The sequence below is a fragment of the Streptomyces sp. NPDC092045 genome, from assembly GCF_044756005.1.
Lineage (GTDB): Bacteria > Actinomycetota > Actinomycetes > Streptomycetales > Streptomycetaceae > Streptomyces.
The window spans coordinates 1-19984 of sequence record NZ_JBIVSC010000013.1 but is presented as its reverse complement, the minus strand read 5'-3'; the positions used below and the strand labels follow the sequence as shown (position 1 = coordinate 19984).

Genomic DNA, 19984 nt, shown 5'->3' with positions numbered 1-19984 from the left:
CGATGACGAAAGACGACAACGCCGAGGTCCTCGCGTACCTCAAGCGGACCTCCATCGAGCTCCTGGAGACGCGCAAGCGCCTGAAGGAGCTGACGGACGCCGCCGGCGAACCGATCGCCGTGGTGGGCGTCGCCTGCCGGTTCCCCGGCGGGGCGGCGTCCCCGGAGGCCCTGTGGGACCTGGTGCGGACGGGCACCGACGCCGTGTCGGACTTCCCGGCGGACCGCGACTGGGACCTGGAGGCCCTCTACGACCCGGACCCGGACCGGCCGAACACCTGCTACACCCGCTCGGGCGGCTTCCTGTACGACGCGGGCGACTTCGACGCCGAGTTCTTCGGGATCAACCCGCGCGAGGCGCTCTCCGCCGACCCGCAGCAGCGGCTGCTCCTGGAGACCTCCTGGGAGGCCCTGGAGCGGGCCGGGATCGACCCGCACGCCCTGCGCGGCAGCGCCACCGGCGTCTTCGCGGGCATCGCGTACTTCGGCTACGGCAACCACCACGTCACCTCCGAGGCCGTCTCGGGATACGCGCAGACCGGCTCCCTGCTGAGCGTGGCATCCGGCCGGGTGGCGTACACCCTCGGCCTGGAGGGCCCGGCGATCTCCACCGACACCGCCTGCTCCTCCTCGCTCGTCGCCGTCCACCAGGCCGTGCAGTCGCTGCGCCGGGGCGAGACCTCGCTCGCCCTCGCCGGCGGCGTCACCGTCATGGCCACGCACCAGGTGCTGCGGGAGATGTCCCGGCTCCGGGGCCTGTCGGCCGACGGCCGCTGCAAGGCCTTCGCCGACGCCGCCGACGGCACCGGCTTCGCGGAGGGCGTCGGCATGCTCGTCCTGGAACGCCTCTCCGACGCCCGGCGCAACGGCCACGACGTCTGGGCCGTGGTCCGGGGCTCGGCGATCAACCAGGACGGCGCCTCCAACGGCCTGACCGCCCCCAACGGCCCCGCGCAGCAGCGCGTGATCCGCGCGGCCCTGGCCGACGCGAAGGTACGGGCGGAGGACGTGGACGCCGTCGAGGCGCACGGCACCGGCACCACCCTGGGCGACCCCATCGAGGCGCAGGCCCTGCTCGCCACGTACGGGCAGGACCGGGAGCCGGACAGCCCGCTGTGGCTGGGCTCGCTGAAGTCGAACATCGGCCACACCCAGGCCGCCGCCGGAGTCGGCGGGATCATCAAGATGATCATGGCGATGCGGCACGGCGAGCTGCCCCGGACCCTGCACGTGGACCGGCCCTCCACCCACGTGGACTGGTCGGCCGGAGCGGTCGAACTCCTCACCGAGCCCCGCCCCTGGCCCGCCGCCCCCGGCCGCCCCCGCCGCGCCGGGATCTCCTCCTTCGGCGCCAGCGGCACCAACGCGCACCTGATCCTGGAGGAGGCCCCCGCTCCGGAACCCGAGGACCACGACGGCACCGGTGCCGACACGCCGGGTACGGCGGGTACGGCAGGCACGCCGGGCACGGTCGGCACCTCCGGCATACCGGTCCCCTGGACCGTGTCCGCCCGCACCGCCGAGGCGCTGCGCGCCCAGGCCGGGAGGCTCCGCGCGTTCGCCGCCGCCGACGGCGCCCCGGACCCCGCCGACATCGGCTGGTCGCTGGCCACCGGCCGGGCGCGCCTCGACCACCGCGCGGTGGTCCTCGGACACGACCGGGAGACCCTCCTCGCCGCCCTGGACGCCCTGGCCGAGGGCGCGGAGTCGCCCGCCGCCGTCCGCGGCACGGCGGGCGAGCCCGGCCGCACCGCCTTCCTCTTCCCCGGCCAGGGCGCCCCGTGGGCGGGCGTCGCGGGCCCCCTGTACGAGGCGTTCCCCGTCTTCGCGCGGGCCCTCGACGAGGTCTGCGCCCACTTCGACGCCCACCTGCCCTTCGCGCTCAAGCCGCTGCTCCTGGCCGGCGGACCCGCCGACCCCGAGCGCACCGACATCGCGCAGCCCGCGCTGTTCGCCCTCCAGGTCGCCCTGTACCGGCTCGTCGCGCGGTACGGCCCGCGACCGGACCTCCTCGTCGGCCACTCCGTCGGCGAGATCGCCGCCGCCCACGTCTCCGGGGTCCTCGACCTCGACGGCGCCACCCGCCTGGTGGCCGCCCGGGGCCGCGTCATGCAGACGGTGCGCGAACCCGGCGCCATGCTCGCCGTGCGCCTCACCGAGGCCGAGGCGGCCGAACTGACCGCCCCGCACGACCGGGTCGGCATCGCCGCGGTCAACGGCCCCGCGTCGCTCGTCCTGTCGGGCCTGCGCGAGCAGGTCCACGCGATCCGCGACCGGCTCGTCGCCGACCGAAGGCCCGCCAAGCTCCTCCCGGTCGACCACGCCTTCCACTCCCCGCTCATGGAGCCGGTCCTCGCCGAGTTCGCGGAGGCGATCCGCGGACTGCGCGCGGGCGAGGCGGAGATCCCGGTCGTCTCGACCCTGCTGGGCCGCGAGGCCACGCACCGGGAGCTGGCGTCGGCCGGCCACTGGGTGGACCACGTCCGCGAGCCCGTCCGCTTCCACGCGGCCGTCGAGAGCGCCCGCGCCGCCGGCGCCGGCACCTTCCTCGAAGTCGGTCCCGGCGCCACCCTCACGGGCATCGCCAAGGAGTCCTTCGCCGCGCAGGACGTCACCGGCGCCCTGGTCCTGTCCGCCTCCCGGCGCGACCGGAGCCCGGCGGAGGCGCTGACCGCCGCCCTGGCCGAACTCCACGCGCACGGCGCCGCCGTGGACTGGCCGGCCCTGTTCGGCCCCCGCCGCCGCGTCGACCTGCCCACGTACGCCTTCCAGCGGCAGCGGTACTGGCTCGACCTGCTCGCCGGCACGGGCGGCTCCCCGGACGTGGCCTCGGCGGGCCTCTCCGCCGCCGGGCACCCGCTGCTGGGCGCCGCCGTCGAACACCCCGGCACCGGCGAGACGGTCTTCACCGACCTGTGGTCCCTGCGCACCCACGAGTGGCTCGCCGACCACACCGTGTTCGGCGCGGCCGTCGTGCCCGCCACCGCCCACCTCGACCTGGCCCTGTCGGTCGCCGCCCACGTCGGCGCCGGAGCCGTCGAGGAACTCTCCCTCGAAGCGCCCCTGATCCTGCCCGAGCGGGGCGAGACGCAGATACGGGTCGTCGCCGGCGCCGCCGACGAGAGCGGGCGCCGCTCCCTGGACGTCTACGCGCGCCCCGCCCCGGACGGCCCCGACGCCCCGGACACGGGCGGCTGGACCCGGCACGTCCTGGGCACCCTGACCGCCGGGCTCCCGGAGGCGGCGGACGACACCGCCCAGGCGGACCGCCCGCTCACCGCCCTGCCGCCCGCCGGCGCCGTGCGGCTCCCGCTCGACGGCCTCTACGACTCCCTGGCGGACGGGGGCTTCGACTACGGCCCCGGGTTCCGCGGACTGCGCGAGGTGTGGCGCGACGGGGACGAGCTCCTCGCCCTCGCCACGCTGCCCGAGGACTCCGCCGCCGCCACGGCCGGGCCGGGCTTCGGCCTGCACCCCGCGCTGCTCGACACCGTGCTCCACGCGGTGGTGGCCGGCGGGATCGTCGAAGTGACCGGCGAGCGGGGCTGGATGCCCTTCGCGTGGTCCGGGGTCCACCTGGTCCGCCCCTGCGGCCCGACCGCCCGGGCCCGGATCACCCCGGTCGGCGAGGGCGCCGTCTCCGTGACCGTCGCCGACGAGCGGGGCGCCGCCGTCGCCCGGATCGACCGGCTGACCTTCCGTCCGGCCACCGCCGAGCAGGTCCGCGGCGGCCGGGACCTGCCGCTGTACGAACTCGCCTGGCGACCGGCCGGCGCGACCGGGCGGACCGCCGCCCGCGCCCCGTACGCCGTCCTCGGCACCCCGGACGGCCTGGCCGGGCGGTTCGCGGGGGCCGGCGGCCCCGGCGTCGTGCGCCACGCCTCCCTGGAGGAGGCCGCCGAGGCCCTCGCGACCGCCGGAGCGGCGACGCCGGAACACCTCGTCCTGTGCCTCGACGACTTCCTCACCGAACAGACCGGGCGGACCGACCCCCTCGCCGAGGTCGCCGCGGCGGCCCACCACGTCCTGGCCGCCCTCCAGCGCTTCCTCGCCGCCGAGCGGTTCGCCGGCGCCACCCTGGTCGTGCTCACCCGCCGCGCCCGGGCCACTGCCCCCGGCGAGGGCGCGCGCAGCCTGCCCGGCGCCTCCGTCTGGGGCCTGCTCCGGTCCGCACAGAACGAGCACCCCGGCAGGTTCCGCCTGGTCGACACCGACGACGACGAGGCGTCGCGGGCCCGCCTCGCCGACGCGCTCGCCCTCGGCGAGGACCAGCTCGCCCTGCGCGGCGGCACGCTCCTGGCCCCCCGGATGGTCCCGGCCGAGCCCGCGGAACGGCGGCTCGACCCGCCGGCCCCCGGCCCCCACCGGCTCGGCATCCCCGACAAGGGCACCCTGGAGAACCTGACCTGGATCCCCTGCCCCGAGGTCGAGGCCCCGCTGGAGAGCGGCCAGGTCCGCATCGCCGTCCGGGCCGCCGGGCTCAACTTCCGCGACGTCACCCTCGCCCTCGGACTCATCGACCGGACCGCCATCGACGCCGGCCTCGGCAGCGAGGGCGCCGGAACGGTCCTCGAAGTCGCCGCCGACGTCACGGACCTCGCGCCCGGCGACCGGGTGACCGGCATCTTCACCGGCGCCTTCGGCCGCACGGCGATCGCCGACCACCGGCTGCTCACCCACGTCCCCGACGGCTGGACCTTCGCCGAGGCGGCGTCCGTGCCGAGCACCTTCCTCACCGCGTACCACGCCCTCTTCCACGTGACGAGGCTGGAGAAGGGGGACAAGGTCCTCGTCCACGCCGCGGCGGGCGGCGTCGGCATGGCCGCCGTGCAGCTCGCCGCGTACGCCGGGGCCGAGGTCTACGGCACCGCCGGACCGGCCAAGTGGCCCGCCCTGCGCGCCCTCGGCCTGGACGACACCCACCTGTCCTCCTCCCGCGACCTGGACTTCGTGCGGAAGTTCCTGGACGCCACCGGCGGCCGGGGCGTGGATGTCGTGCTCAACTCCCTCGCCCACGAGTTCGTCGACGCCTCGCTGGAACTGCTGCCCGGCGGCGGACGCTTCGTCGAGATGGGCAAGACCGACGTCCGCGACCCCCGGCGGGTCGCCGCCGACCACCCCGGGGTCGCCTACCGCGCCTTCGACCTCTACGAGGCGGGCCCCGACGCGATCCGCGCCATGTTCCGCGAGGTCATGCGGCTCTTCGCCGACGGGCACCTGCGGCTGAACCCGGTGTCCGTACGGGACGTCCGCGACGCGCGCGCCGTCTTCCGCGACATGAGCCGGGGCCGCCACACCGGCAAGCTCGTCCTCGACGTCGGCGGCGGCTTCGGCGGCGGCACCGTCCTGATCACCGGCGGCACCGGCGGCGTGGGCTCCGCCGTCGCCCGCCACCTCGTCGCCGAACACGGCGTGCGCAGCCTGCTCCTGGCCGGCCGCCGGGGCCTGTCGGCCGCCGGCGCCCCCGAGCTGGTCGCCGACCTCGAACGGGCCGGCGCGACCGTCCGGGTCGAGGCCTGCGACGTCTCCGACCGGGCCGCCGTGGCGGAACTGCTCACCCGGACGCCCCCGGACGGTCCGCTGACGGCGGTCGTGCACGCGGCGGGCGTGCTCGCCGACGGCACCGTCGAGTCGCTCACCCCGGAGGACCTGGACCGCGCCCTGGCCGCCAAGGCGGGCGGCGCGCTCCACCTGCACGAACTGACCCGGGACCGCCCGCTGTCGGCCTTCGTCCAGTTCTCCGCCCTCGCCGGCACGCTCGGCACCGCCGGGCAGGCGAACTACGCCGCCGCCAACGCCGTCCTGGACGCCCTGGCGGACCGGCGCGCGGCCGAGGGCCTGCCCGGCTCCTCGCTGTGCTGGGGCTGGTGGGAGGAGACCGGCGGCATGACCGGCGACCTGGACCGGGCCGACCTGTCCCGGCTGCGCCGTGCGGGCGTCGGCCCCATGCCGACCGCCGAGGCCCTGGCCCTGTTCGACGCGGCGCACGCGTCCGGCAGGCCGGTCCTGATCCCCGCCCGCCTCGACCTCGCCGCCCTGCGCGGCCGGCCCGCCGGCGAGGTGCCCCCGGTGCTGCGCGAGCTCGTCGGCCGGGGCCGCCCCCGCCGCGACCGTACGGCCGGAGGAGGCACGAACTCCGCCGGACCGCTCGCCGGGCTCGCCGCCCTGCCGCCGCACGAGGCGGCGGAAGCCGTCCTGGAGTGGCTGCGCGAACAGGCCGCGGTGGTGCTCGGACACCCGTCCGCCGCCGCCGTCGACGCCGATCAGGCCTTCACCCAGCTCGGCTTCGACTCGCTGACCGCCGTCGAGCTGTGCAACCGCCTGTCGGCCGCCACCGGCCTGCGCCTGGCCTCCACGCTCGTCTTCAGCTACCCGACCCCGCGCGAGCTGGGCGGCCACCTCACCGGGCTGCTGCGCCCGGCGGAGCCCGGGGCCGCTCCCGCGGGCACGGCCCCGGACGCGGACACGGACGCCGGGATCAGGGACGTCCTGCGGACCGTCCCGCTCGACGCCCTGCGCGACGCCGGTCTCCTCGACCGGATCCTGGCCTGCGCCGCCAAGGCCCGGGCCGGTGCCGGGACGGACGCGGCGGACGCGCCGGGCGGGGGAGCGGCGGACCCCGCCGACCCCGTGGGGGAACTGTCGGACCTGGGCCTCGACGCACTGCTCGACCTGGCCCTGGAGGAGAAGAGGTGAACGGCATGACCAACTCCGCGGACCACCCGGCGGAGGGCGCGGACCGGGTCCAGCGGGCGCTGCGCGCGCTCCTGGAGGAGCGCGACCGGCTCCGCAGGGAGAACGACGCCCTCAGGGCCGGCCGCGACGAGCCGATCGCCGTGGTCTCCATGGCCTGCCGCTACCCGGGAGGCGTGTCCTCGCCCGAGGAGCTGTGGGACGTCGTCCGCGAGGGCCGCGACGTCGTCGGGGAGTTCCCCGCCGACCGCGGATGGCGCGACGTCTACGACCCGGACCCCGACGCCACCGGCGGCGCGTACGTGCGCCACGGCGGGTTCCTGACGGACCCGGGCGGCTTCGACGCCGAGTTCTTCGGCATCAGCCCGCGCGAGGCGCTGGCCACCGACCCCCAGCAGCGGCTGCTCCTGGAGACCTCCTGGGAGGCCTTCGAACGGGCCGGGATCGTCCCGGCCGACGTCCGGGGCTCCGAGGTCGGCGTCTTCGCCGGGATCAGCTCGACCGAGTACGGCTGGCGGTTCCTGGAGTCGGGCCGCGGCGACCTGGAGGGCTACCTCCTGTACGGCAGCTCCCTCAGCGTCGCCTCCGGCCGGGTGGCGTACGAACTCGGCCTGACCGGCCCGGCGGTGTCCGTGGACACGGCCTGCTCCTCCTCCCTGGTCTCCCTGCACCTGGCCGTGCGGGCCCTGCGCGCGGGGGAGTGCTCCCTCGCCCTGGCCGGCGGGGCGCTGGTCATGTCGACGCCCGCCGCCTTCGTGGAGTTCGCCCGGCAGGGCGCCCTGTCGCCCGACGGCCGGTGCAAGGCCTTCGCCGACGGCGCCGACGGCACCGGCTGGGCCGAGGGCGTCGGCGTCCTGCTCCTGGAGCGGCTCTCCGACGCCCGCCGCAACGGCCACCCGGTCCTCGCCCTCGTCCGGGGCTCCGCCGTCAACCAGGACGGCGCCAGCAACGGCCTGACCGCCCCCAACGGCCTCGCCCAGGAGAAGGTGATCCGCAAGGCCCTGGCCGACGCCGGGGTCGCTGCCTCCGACGTGGACCTGGTCGAGGCCCACGGCACCGGCACCAGGCTCGGCGACCCCATCGAGGCCGGCGCCCTGCTGGCCGCGTACGGCAGGGACCGGCCCGCGGACCGGCCGCTGTGGCTGGGCTCGCTGAAGTCGAACATGGGCCACGCCCAGGCCGCCGCGGGCGTCGCCGGGATCATCAAGACCGTCATGGCCCTCCGCCACCGCCACCTGCCCGGGACCCTGCACGCCGACACGCCCTCGCGGCACGTCGACTGGTCCTCCGGCGCCGTCGAGCTCCTGTCGCGGGGACGCGAGTGGACCCGGGAGCACGGACCCCGGCGGGCGGGCGTGTCCTCCTTCGGCGTCAGCGGCACCAACGCGCACGTCGTCCTGGAGGAGGCCCCGCCGCAGGAGCCCGCCGAGGACACCGCCCCGGAGACCGGCACCGGCGCGCCCGTGCCGTGGCTCCTCTCCGCCAAGACCCCGGCGGCCCTGGAAGGCCAGGCCGCCCGCCTGCGCGACGCCGTGGCCGCGGGCACCGCCCCCGACCCCGCCGCCGTCGGCTGGTCGCTGGCCTCGGGCCGTACGCACTTCGAGCACCGCGCGGTGGTCCTCGGCGGCGACCGCGGCGCGCTGCTCGACGGCCTGGACGCGCTCGCCCGCGGCGCCGAGTCCCCGGCCGTGGTGCGCGGCGCCGCCGGGAAGCCCGGCGCCACCGCCTTCGTCTTCCCCGGCCAGGGATCGCAGTGGGCCGGCATGGGCCGGGAGCTGTACGCGTCCTTCCCCGTCTTCGCCCGCAGCCTCGACGCCTGCGCGGCCGCCCTGTCCGAGTGGGTCGACTGGGACCTGGTCGACGTGGTGCGCGGCGCCGGGGGGGCGCCGGGCCTGGACCGGGTGGACGTGGTCCAGCCCGCCCTGTTCGCGGTGATGGTCTCCACGGCCGCCCTGTGGCGCTCCTGGGGCGTGGAGCCCTCCGCGGTGATCGGCCACAGCCAGGGCGAGATCGCCGCCGCGTACGTGGGCGGCGCGCTGTCCCTGCGGGACGCCGCCAAGGTCGTGGCGCTGCGCAGCAAGGCCCTCGTCGACCTCATCGGGTACGGCGGGATGGCCTCGGTCGCGGAGTCCGCGGACACCGTGGCGGAGCGCCTCGCCCCCTGGGGCGACCGGGTGGGCGTCGCCGTGGTCAACAGCCCCCGCTCCGTCGTCGTCTCCGGAGAGCCGGACGCCCTGGACGAGTTCGTCGAGAAGATGCGGGCCGACGGCTCCCGGGCCCGCCGCATCTCCGTGGACTACGCCTCGCACTCCCCCCACGTGGCCCGGGTCCGCGAGCGCGTCCTCGACGCCCTCGCCGACGTCCGCCCGAAGACCTCGGACCTGCCCTTCTACTCGACCCTGCACGGCGAGGCGATCGACACCGCGCGGCTCGACGGGACCTACTGGTACGAGAACCTGCGCGAGAAGGTCCTCTTCGAGACCTCCGTGCGCCGGCTGGCCGAGGACGGCTTCCGGGTCTTCGTCGAGATGAGCCCCCACCCCGTCCTCGCCGTCCCCGTCCAGGAGACCGCCGAGGAGGTCCTCGGGGAGGGCGAGGACGCCCTCGTCCTGTCCTCGGGCCGCCGCGACCGGGGCGAGGCGGAGACCGTGCTCGGCTCCCTCGCCCAGCTCCACACCCGCGGCGGGACCGTCGACTGGCCGGCCCTGTTCCCCGTCCGCCGCCGGGTCGACCTGCCCACGTACGCCTTCCAGCGGCGGCGGTACTGGCTGGACTCCGCGCCGACCGCGCCGGCCGCACAGCCGCCCGGGGAGCTCCCGGCCCCGGCCCCGGCCGGGGAGCCGGACGTCCCGCTGGCGGAGCGGATCTCCCTGCTGCCCGCCGAGGAGGCGGGGGAACTGGCCCTCGCCCACGTCCTCGAAAAGGTCGCCGTGGTCCTCGGCCACGCGTCCGCCGACGCCGTCGACCCCGACCAGGAGTTCAAGGAGATCGGCTTCGACTCCCTGCTGTCGGTGGAACTGAGCAAGCGCCTCAAGGCCTCCACCGGCCTCGGCCTGAAGGCGAACCTCGTGCTGCGGCACCCGTCCCCGCGACGGATCGCCGGGCACATCGTGTCCTCGATCACCAAGCGTTGATCACCGAGCATTCTTCACTGAGAGGTTGATCCGTATGCGTTCGTTCGGTGCGTCTTCCGCGCACAAAGGCATGTGGCGGGCGCAGCGCATGGCGGCCGACACGCCGAACCATGCGCTGACCATGTGGGACGTGGCCGGCGCGCTGGACGCGTCGGCCGTGGAGGCCGCGTTCCTGCACGTCATGGAGGAGGCGGAGGTCCTGCGCGTCACCTTCTCCGACGACGGCGGCGAACTGCGCCTCATCCCCCGCGAACTGGGGGACTGGCGGCCCTTCCACCTCGACCTCAGCGCCGAGCCCGACCCCGGACAGGCGGCCCGCGACGCGCTCGCCGACCTGGTCCGCCGCCCCTTCGACCTGGGACGGGACCTGCTGTTCCGGCTCGGCGTCGTCACCCTCGCGCCGGACCGCTCCCTCCTGGTGATCGCGTACCACCACCTGATCTCGGACGGCTTCGGCGCCGGCGGCCTGCTCTCGCGGCGCCTCGCCGAGGTCTACACGGCCCTGGTCCGCGGCGAGCCGGTCCCCGAACCGGCGCACCCGTGGGACGCCGGTTCCTTCACCGCCGAGGCCCTCGACTACCTCGCCTCCGAGAGGTTCGCCGAGGACTCCGCCTTCTGGCGCGGCTACCTCGCCGACGCCCCGCCGCCCGCGCAGATCCCGCGCCTCGACCTCCCCGAACCCCTGCGCGCCGCGCTCGCCGAACCGCTGGGCGACGCCGACCGCTGGTCCGAGGTGGCCGGCAGCATCGGCATGGTGAGCCGGACCCTGACCGTCCCGCGCGCCGAGGCCGACGCCTGGACCGAGACCGCCCGGGACATGGGCGTGTGGCTGTCGCAGCTGGTCACCGCCGCCGCCGCGGTGTACTTCCGCCACGCCTGCGACCGCCCCGAGTTCCTCCTCTCCCTGGCCGTCGGCAACCGCGTCGGCGTCGCCGCCCGGACCCCCGGCCTCGCCGTCAACGTGGTCCCGGTCCGCGTCGGGGTCCCGCTCGGCGCGACCTTCGCCGAGGTCGCCGAGGCCATCGCCGACGAGACGTACGAGATCTTCGACCACGCCGGCTGCCACTACTCCGACATCCAGCGCGCCGCCGGCACCGCCCTGAGCGGCCGGGGCAGCTTCGGCACCGTCGTCAACGTCGTGGAGTTCGCGGAGCGGCTCCACTTCGGCGACAGCCCGGCCCGCTACTCCGGCGCCACCACCGGCACCTTCGAGGAGCTGTCCATCGGCGTCTACACCGACGGCGGCCCCGACAGCGACCTCTTCATCCGCCTCGACGCCCCCGCGAACCTGTACCACCGCGCGGAACTGCGCCTCGTCGGCGAGACCCTGATCGCGTACGTGCGGGCCGCGGTCGCCGACGCCGACCGGCCGGTCGGCACCCTCCGGACGCTGACCGGCGCCGCGCGCGAGCAGCTCCTGACCGCCCCGAACGACACCGCCGCCGAGGTCCCGGACCTCACGGTCCCGGAGCTGTTCGCCCGGCGGGCCGCGCGCGCCCCCGGGGCCGTCGCCGTCGTCGACGGGGACACCGTCCTCTCGTACGGCGAACTCGACGCGCGCGCCGACCGCCTGGCCCGCGCCCTGCGCCGGCGCGGCACCGGCCCCGAGACCGTCGTCGCGGTGGCCCTGCCCCGCTCGGCCGACCTGGTCACCGCCCTGCTCGCGGTGGCGAAGGCCGGCGGCGCCTACCTGCCGCTCGACCCCGCCCGGCCGGCCGATCTCGTCGCCGCCACGACCGCCGGCGCCCCGGTCCGCCTCCTGCTCACGGACGGGACCGGAGCCGTGCCGGCGCCCCCGGGACTCGCCACGGCCGCCCTGCCCGACCTGCTCGCCGAGCACGCCGACGGTACGGAGGACACCGAAAGCACCGGGAGTACGGGGAGTGCCGGAAGCGCCGAGCACGTCGCCGGCACCGGCGGCGCCCCGGACGGGCCCGCCCTCCCGACCGTCCACCGCGACGGCCTGCTCGCCCTCGCCCACGGCTCCGTCCCGGGCGCCCTGACCGCGCTGACCCACCGCAACCTGCGCCGCCTCGCCCTGGACCGCCGGTGGCGGGAGTCCGGTTCCGGCACCGTGCTCTGGCACGCGCCCGTCACCTCCGAGGCCCTCGCCCTCGACGTGTGGGCGACGCTCCTGCACGGCGGCCGCCTCGTCGTCGCCCCCGGGGAGGTGCGCGGCGCCGAGGCCCTGGCCGCGGCGGGCGCCGCGCACGGGATCACCGCCGTGTGGCTGCCCGCCGGGCTCTTCTCGGCCGTCGCGGCGGAACGTCCCGAGGCCCTCGCGGGCCTGCGCGAGGTCCGCACCGGCGGCGACCGCGTCCCGGCGGCGGCCCTGCGCCGGGTCCGCGAGGCCTGCCCCGGACTGACGGTCGTCCACGGCCACGGGTCGGCGGAGACCGCCGTGTTCGCCGCGGGCCACCGCCTCGCGCCCGACCGGCCCGCCGAGCGGGCGGGCGCGGTCGGCCGCCCGCTGGACAACACCGCCCTGTACGTCCTCGGGCCGGGCCTGGAGCCCGTCCCCGCCGGCGTCCCGGGAGAGCTGTACGTGGCGGGCGACGGCGTGGCCCGCGGCTACGCCGGGCGGCCCGCGGCGACCGCCGAACGGTTCGTGCCCTGCCCCTTCGGCCCGGCCGGCGCGGTCATGTACCGCACCGGGGACCGGGTCCGCTGGAACACCGACGGCAGCCTCGACCCCGTGGGCCGCTCCGACACCCGGGCCGACGTCCGCGGCGTCCGCGTCGAACTGACCGAGGCCGAGGAGCTGCTGTCCGCCCACGACGGGCTCGCGCGGGCCGTCGTGGCCGTGAAGCGGGACGGCACCGGGACGGAGCGCCCGGTCGCGTACGTCGTCCCGGCGGCGGGCCGGGAGGTGTCCGCCGACGAGCTGCGCCGCTTCGCCGCGGGCCTGCTCCCGGAGTCCCTGGTGCCGTCGGTGTTCACGGTCCTCGACCGCCTGCCGGAGACGCCGGCCGGCCGGACCGACCGGGCCGCGCTGCCCGAACCCGCCTTCGAGGACGGGACGTACAGGGCGCCGCGCAACGACACCGAGCGGGCCCTCGCCGCCGCCTTCGCCGAGGTCCTCGAACTGGACCGGGTCGGCATCGACCAGGACTTCTTCGACCTCGGCGGCAACTCCCTGCGGGCGATCCGCCTCGTCGGCCTGATCCGCCAGGAGCTCAAGCAGGAGGTGACGATCCGCAGGCTCTTCGCGGCCCGCACGGTCATCGGCCTCTCCGACATGTGGAACGACCTCACCCGCTCCAGCCGCCCGAGCCTGCGGCGGCGCACCAAGGAGGGCGCGGTCCTCTAGGGCGTGTGTCGAGAGTAGGGCCGTCTGCCCGGAGGGCGGGCGGGACTTTCGACACACGCCCCAGGAACGCGGGAGACGCGGAGGCCCGGCCGACTCCCGTCGGCCGGGCCTCCGTCGTTCCCGTGGCACCCGGCTCCGTCAGGCGCGGCCCGTGAGGGCGGGCAGCCCGTCGGTGACGGCCCCGGCCACCCCCGCGAGGTGGTCGTCGAGGTAGAAGTGGCCGCCGGTGAAGACCTTCAGGTCGAACGCGCCGGTCGTGTGGGCCCGCCAGGCCTCCGCGTCCGCCACCGGCACCATCGGGTCGCCGTCCCCGATCAGCGCGGTCACCGGGACGGGCAGCGGCTCGCCGCCCTCCCAGCGGTACGCGCTCAGGGCCCGGTAGTCGGCCCGCAGCGCCGGCAGCACCATCTCCAGGACCTCGGGGTTGTCGAGCATGGACGGGGCGGTGCCGTTCAGCCGGCGCACCTCCGCCAGGACGTCGGCGTCGTCGAAGGTCCCGGTGAACGGGCTGGGCCGGGTCTCCGGCGCGCCCCGCCCGGACAGGAACAGCCGCTCGGGGGCGGGGACGCCGTCGCGGGCGAGCAGCCGGGCCGTCTCGAAGGCCACGAGCGCGCCCATGCTGTGGCCGAACAGGGCGTACGGCCGGTCCGGCTCGGCGGCGACGCCCCGGGCCAGCTCCCCGGCCACGGCCTCGACGAGCGGGGCCAGGGCCGTGAACGGCTCCTCGCGGTACCGGTCCTGGCGCCCGGGGTACTGCACGGCCACCACGTCCAGGTCCGCGGGCAGCGTCCGCGCGAGCCGGGCGTACGCCGTCGCGGCGCCCCCGGCGTGCGGGAAGCACACGAGCCGGGGGCCGTCGCCCACGGTCCTGGTGAAGCGCCGGAACCACGTGCTGTTCATCCTGGTGTCCCTTCGTCTGTGCGGAGCGGGCCTCCCCGGCCCGGACACGGCGAAGGCCGCCGGTGCCCCGGGGGGATGGGGACGCCGGCGGCCGGTTTCGCCGCTCCGAGGGGGTCCGGGCCCGTCCGTGCCGGAGCGCGCGACCCGAGCATCGCGCCCCGCCCTCGACGCGCGCTCGCGAGGCGGTCGAGGGCGGGGCGGACGCCGGGGGACTACTTCGGGTCGCGGTCGAACTGGGACTTGGACCAGCGGTAGCCGAGGGCGGTCAGGGCCAGGCACCAGGCGACGGCGATCCAGCCGTTGTTGCCGATCTCGGTGCCGAGGAGCAGGCCGCGGAGGGTCTCGATGGCGGGGGTGAAGGGCTGGTACTCGGCGATCGGCTGGAACCAGCCCGGCATCGACCCGATCGGCACGAAGGCGCTGGAGATCAGCGGCAGCAGGATCAGCGGCGTGGCGCTGTTGCTGGCGGCCTCCGCGTTCGGGCTGCCCAGGCCCATGCCGACCGCGATCCAGGTGAACGCCAGGGCGAACAGGGCGAGCAGGCCGAGCGCCGCGATCCACTCGACGAAGCTCGCGTCCGTGGACCGGAAGCCGATGGCCACGCCGACCGCGCCGACCAGGACGACGGCGAGGACCGCCTGGAGCACGCTGCCGGCGACGTGCCCGAAGAGCACGGACCCGCGGTGGATGGCCATGGTGCGGAAGCGGGCGATGATGCCCTCGTTCATGTCGGTGGCGACGGACACGGCGGTGCCGACCAGGGTGGAGCCGATCGTCATCAGCAGCACGCCGGGGACGACGTACGCGATGTAGGCGTCGCGGCCCGCTCCCTCGCCGAGGCCCGAGCCCATCGCGTCGCCGAAGATGTAGACGAAGAGCAGGAGCAGCATGATCGGCGTGAGCAGCAGGTTGAGCGTGAGGGACGGGTAACGCCGGGCGTGCAGGAGGTTGCGGCGCAGCATCGTGGTCGAGTCGCGCACGGCGAGGGACAGGGAGCTCATCGGGCAGCCTCCTTCGGCTGGTTCGCCTGGGCGGGGACGTCGGCGCCGGTGAGGGCGAAGAAGACGTCGTCGAGGTCGGGGGTGTGGACGGTGAGTTCGTCGGCCTCGATGCCGGCGGAGTCCAGCCGGTCGAGGATGGCGCGCAGGTCGCGCTGGCTGCCGTCGCTCAGGATCTGGAGGGACAGCGACTCCTCCTCCCGGGCCGCCTCGCGCAGCGCGTCGGCGGCGCTGCGGTAGGCGACGGGGTCGGTGAAGCGGAGGCGGACGTGCCCGCCGGGGATGAGCCGCTTGAGCTCCTCGGCGGTGCCCTCGGCGGCGATCCTGCCGTTGTTGAGGACGGCGATGCGGTCGGCGAGCTGGTCGGCCTCCTCCAGGTACTGGGTGGTGAGGAAGACGGTGACGCCGCCGCCGACGAGCTCGCGGACGATCTGCCACATGTCGTGGCGGGAGCGCGGGTCGAGGCCGGTGGTGGGCTCGTCGAGGAAGATGATCCTGGGGCTGCCGACCAGGGTCATGGCGATGTCGAGGCGCCGCTTCATGCCGCCGGAGTAGGTGGAGGCCGGCTTCTTCGCGGCCTCCACGAGGTCGAAGCGCTCCAGGAGGTCGGCGGTGACCCGGCGGCCCTCCTCCTTGGACAGGTGGTGCAGGTCGGCCATGAGGAGCATGTTCTCCTCGCCCGTGATCAGGCCGTCGACGGCGGAGAACTGCCCCGTGACGCCGATCGCGGCGCGGACCTTCTGCGCGTCGGCGGCCAGGTCGTGGCCGCCGACGACGGCCTGGCCGCCGTCGGGGCCGATCAGGGTGGACAGGATCTTCACGACGGTCGTCTTGCCGGCCCCGTTCGGTCCGAGCAGGGAGAAGACGGTACCGGTGGGAACGGTCAGGTCGACGCCGTCGAGGACGGTCTTGTCGCCGTACGACTTGCGCAGTCCGTGTGCCGCGATCGCCAGGTCGGACATGGGCGTGTGCTCCTCGGGGAGTGGGGGCGCGGTCAGTTGCTGTGGGCGGTGATGTCGCCGTGGGCGGTGGTGGCGCGGATGGTGAGGCCGGCCCCGGCGCCCTCGGCGTTGCGGAGGGAGTTGGAGACCCGGCCGTGGGTGGTGCCGGCGTCGAGGGTGGCGGAGACCCCGGGGGCCGCGCCGACGGTGATGGAACCGGACTGGGTGGCCAGGACAAGCTGCCCGCCCAGGGCCTCGGCGATGCGCAGGTCGCCCCGCGCGGTGGTGAGTTCGGCGGAGCCGTCCAGGCGGCCGACGGTGATGTCGCCGTCCTGGAGGGTCAGGCGGACGCTCGCGGCCTCGTCGAGCTCGACCGGGCCCTGGGCGCTGTCGAAGGAGACGTCGCCGAGCCGGCCGGTGCCCCGCAGGTCCGCGGCGGCGGCCTTGGCCTCGACGCGGGAGCCGGCCGGGAGCCGGACGGTGACCTCGACGGAGCCGGAGGAGCCGAGGAGGCTCTTGGCCTCGGGGGCCTCGATCCGCAGGACACCGTCGGCGAAGGCGACCGTGGTCTCCTCCGCCGCCTTCACGTCCTTGCTCCTGGAGGCGACGGCCGGGCGGACCTCGACCGTGGTGTCGGCGCGGTCGGCGGCGACGAGACGGATGTGACCGGCGGGGATCTCGACGACGGCGGTGATCGCCGCGGGGGTCTGGAAGGTCTGCATGGTGTCTGCTCCTGAAGTCGTTCCCGACGGTGTCCTCGTTGTTTCTGACACTGGAAAAGCTACGTTGCGTTCACGTCTCTGGCAACACCTTCGTTGCGCACTATCGGTAAAACCGCAGGTGATTGGCGTGAAATCATTGCGACGACCTCAAAGCTAACGCAACAACCACAGCCCTGTTCATTGCAATGGACTGAGGGTGAACGCTATGAGGCCGCCCCGGGCCGCCCCGGGGCGCACACGGCGGAGGGCCCGCGGGGGACCGGGACCCTCCGACCGTCCGGTGCACCGGACCCGTGCACCCGATCGGTGCGCCGGCCCGACGTGCCGGGTCAGTGCACCGGCTCGTGCTCGCGCCGGGGACCCGGCACCCCGGCCCGGTCGCCGCCGGCCGGCCGGGCGCTCAGCCCCTCGCCCTCGACGTCCAGGTTCGGCAGGACCCGGTCGAGCCACTTCGGCAGCCACCAGGCGGAGGTGCCCAGCAGGGCGAACAGGGCCGGGACGATGGCCATGCGGACCACGAACGCGTCGAAGAGGACGGCCGACGCGAGGGCGAAGCCGATCATCTTGATCAGGTCGTTCTGCTCCGTGATGAAGCCGGAGAAGACGCTGATCATGATGATCGCGGCCGCGCCGACCACGCGTCCGCCGTGGCGGAAGCCGGTGACGACCGCCTCGCCGGGCTCCGCCCCGTGGACGTACGCCTCGCGCATGCGGCTGACCAGGAACACCTCGTAGTCCATCGCGAGGCCGAACACCACGCCGATCATGATGATCGGCATCGTGCTCATCACCGGACCGGCCTCCTTGACGCCGAACACGTCGGCGAGCCAGCCCCACTGGAAGACGGCGACCACGGCCCCGAGGGCCGCGCCGACCGACAGCAGGAAGCCGAGCGCGGCCTTGAGCGGGACCAGGACCGACCGGAAGACGAGCACCAGGAGCAGGAAGGCCAGGCCGACCACGAGCGCGAGGTACGGCACCAGGGCGTCGTCCAGCGTCTTGGAGAAGTCGATGAACACCGCGGTCTGGCCGGTGACGAGCACCTCGCTCGCGCCGGTGGCGGCCTCGACGCCGCCCAGCCCGGCGCGGATCGTGCGGACCAGCTCCTCGGTGGCGTGGTCGTTGGGTCCGGTGCTCGGCACGAGGTTCAGGATCGCGGTGTCGTTCCCCGCGTTGGGCACGGCCGGCGAGACGGAGACGACCCCGTCGACCTTGGCCAGCTCCCTCCCGACGCCGCCCGCCGCGGCCGCGGCGTCCTCGGCGCTCACGGTGATCATCAGCGGTCCGTTGAAGCCGGGGCCGAACGACTCCGACAGCATGTCGTACGCCTTGCGCTGGGTGGTCTCGGTGGCCATGGTGCCCTCGCCGGGCAGGCCCAGCTCCAGGTCGGCGGCGGGCACGGCGACCGTGCCGAGGCCGACCACGCCGACGAGCAGGACGGCCACCGGGTGGCGCAGCACGTAACCGGCCCAGCGGGTGCCCAGGTTGGGCCCGGTCCGGGCGGCCTCCTTGGCGGCCTTCCGTTCCTGCCGGGCGGAGAGCGGCTTGCCCGTGACCGCCTTGCGGTCGATGCGGCGCAGCACCTTGACCGGCGCGAAGCCGAGCAGGGCGGGGACGAGGGTGACCGCGACGAGCACGGCGACGGCCACGGTGCCCGCGGCGGACAGGCCCATCTTGGTGAGCACGGGCACGTTCACCACGGCGAGGCCGGCGAGCGCGATGATGACGGTGAGGCCCGCGAAGACGACCGCCGAGCCGGCGGTGCCGACGGCGCGCCCGGCGGCCTCCCGGCGCTCGTGGCCCTCGGCGATCTCGGAGCGGTAGCGGGAGATGATGAACAGGGCGTAGTCGATGCCGACGGCGAGGCCGATCATCATGGCCAGCGTCGAGGTGTTGGTGGACAGGCCGAACGTGCTGCCGAGCGCGGTGATGCCGCTGATGCCGACGCCGACGCCGATGAGGGCGGTCAGCAGGGGCATGCCGGCGGCGATCAGCGAGCCGAAGGTGACCAGCAGGACCACGGCGGAGACGAGGACGCCGACGATCTCGGCGCCGCCCATCGCGGTATCGATCTTGACGGCGTCACCGCCCGCCTCGACGGTCAGGCCCTTGGCCCGGGCGTTCTCGAACGCCTTCGCCTGCGCCCCGTGCTCCTCCTCGGTGAGCTGGAGACCGGGGACCTTGTACGAGACGACCGCGTACGCGGTGGTGGCGTCCTTGCTGACGCCCCCGGTCAGGTACGGATCGGTGACCCCGACGACCCCCGGGGCCTTCTTCAGCTCGGCGACGAGTCCGGAGACCGCCGGCTTGTGCCGCGGCCCGGAGACATCCTGGCCCCCGGGCGCGCGGATCACCACCCGGGCGCTGGCCCCTTCGGCACCGGCGGCCGGGAACTTCTCCTTGAGCAGGTCGAAGGCCTTCTGCGACTCCGTGCCGGGCATCGAGAAGGTGTCGGCCGGGGGCGGCGGGGCCGAGGAGGCCGCGACCCCTCCGCCCACGAAGACCAGCAGCCACAACAGCACTGTCAGGCCGCGCCTTCGGAACGCGAAGCGTCCCAGTCTGTGGAGGAACGTTGCCATGGTGGGGGGACTCCCGTCGGGTCAGTGGCAGCAAGCCCGGGAAGATTAACAAACCGCGCGTACGGTTTTATGTGGACGCGACGTCTTTCCGCCACCCCGGAACCCCTCCTGGGGCATGGCGGAGCCACGTGCCACCCGACCTGGCCCCGCGCGCCGCCCCTCGCTCCGGAACGCGCGACGGAGAGGCCCGCGCGCACCCGGCCCGGGGAACCGGCACGTCGCCAGGGTGAGGCGACCCGCTGGAGGACCGGTCGAGTCCCGATCGACTCCGGGCGTCCGGCCGCCGCCACCCGAACGGACGGGGCGACAGGCGGCCGGACGGGCTCCCAAACCTTGAGGGACCGAAAAAAATAAACCAACCTAGCGGTTTTTTATGGCCGAAAATCTCCCCCGGAAGTAGGGATTCCTCACCCCGCCGGACGACCGCGCGAGCGCCTCTCTATCGGCGGTGCCTACTCTCCGGGCGGCAGATGACCTTGCACCGACCGCCTGTCCGCCGACGTTCTCCGTCTCCACCCGCGGACCAGCACCGACGGGAGCCGACACACGCATGTCCGTGGAAACCACCGCCCCTGGCACCACAGGGGCGCGCGACAAGGAAGTACGCCGCCTGGACCGGGTGATCATTCGTTTTGCGGGTGATTCGGGTGATGGTATGCAGCTTGCGGGGGATCGTTTCACGTCGGAGACGGCGTCGTTCGGGAATGA

At 75.3% G+C, this 19984-nt stretch carries 8 protein-coding genes and 1 pseudogene; 4 read left to right on the top strand and 5 right to left on the bottom strand.

Annotated features, from left to right (window positions below; all coding sequences use genetic code 11):
• Window positions 1-2 precede the first annotated feature (2 nt).
• The 3 genes from ACIQKA_RS24840 to ACIQKA_RS24830 are packed head-to-tail and all read left to right on the top strand — an operon-like array spanning window position 3 to window position 13136.
• A complete protein-coding gene (locus tag ACIQKA_RS24840; protein ID WP_402542423.1) occupies window positions 3-6695 on the top strand; it encodes a type I polyketide synthase in 6693 nt (2230 codons plus the stop codon).
• A 5-nt stretch (window positions 6696-6700) separates the two neighbouring features.
• Window positions 6701-9826, top strand: a complete 3126-nt coding sequence (locus ACIQKA_RS24835; RefSeq protein WP_402542422.1) for a type I polyketide synthase — start codon at window positions 6701-6703, stop codon at window positions 9824-9826.
• 34 nt (window positions 9827-9860) lie between these two features.
• Entirely contained in the window at window positions 9861-13136 is a 3276-nt protein-coding gene (locus ACIQKA_RS24830; RefSeq protein ID WP_402542421.1) for an AMP-binding protein, read from the top strand.
• Window positions 13137-13274: 138 nt separating this feature from the next.
• On the opposite strand, the gene ACIQKA_RS24825 is transcribed toward ACIQKA_RS24830, so the two are convergent.
• From ACIQKA_RS24825 to ACIQKA_RS24805, 5 genes are all read right to left on the bottom strand, one after another.
• On the bottom strand, window positions 13275-14036 hold the full coding sequence (locus tag ACIQKA_RS24825) for a thioesterase II family protein (RefSeq protein WP_383443609.1): 762 nt from the start codon (window positions 14034-14036) through the stop codon (window positions 13275-13277).
• Between the two features lie 212 nt (window positions 14037-14248).
• Window positions 14249-15037, bottom strand: coding sequence for an ABC transporter permease (locus ACIQKA_RS24820; protein WP_383156881.1), 789 nt, complete (start codon window positions 15035-15037; stop codon window positions 14249-14251).
• Window positions 15034-15996, bottom strand: coding sequence for an ATP-binding cassette domain-containing protein (locus tag ACIQKA_RS24815; protein WP_383156884.1), 963 nt, complete (start codon window positions 15994-15996; stop codon window positions 15034-15036). The genes ACIQKA_RS24820 and ACIQKA_RS24815 overlap by 4 nt, the downstream gene beginning before the upstream one ends.
• A gap of 32 nt (window positions 15997-16028) precedes the next feature.
• A complete protein-coding gene (locus tag ACIQKA_RS24810) occupies window positions 16029-16697 on the bottom strand; it encodes a DUF4097 family beta strand repeat-containing protein (protein ID WP_383156886.1) in 669 nt (222 codons plus the stop codon).
• 329 nt (window positions 16698-17026) lie between these two features.
• On the bottom strand, window positions 17027-19276 hold the full coding sequence (locus tag ACIQKA_RS24805; RefSeq protein WP_402542420.1) for an MMPL family transporter: 2250 nt from the start codon (window positions 19274-19276) through the stop codon (window positions 17027-17029).
• 448 nt (window positions 19277-19724) lie between these two features.
• Between ACIQKA_RS24805 and ACIQKA_RS24800 the strand changes: the two are divergent.
• Window positions 19725-19984 (top strand): annotated as a pseudogene (locus ACIQKA_RS24800) (hypothetical protein); the annotation flags it as partial.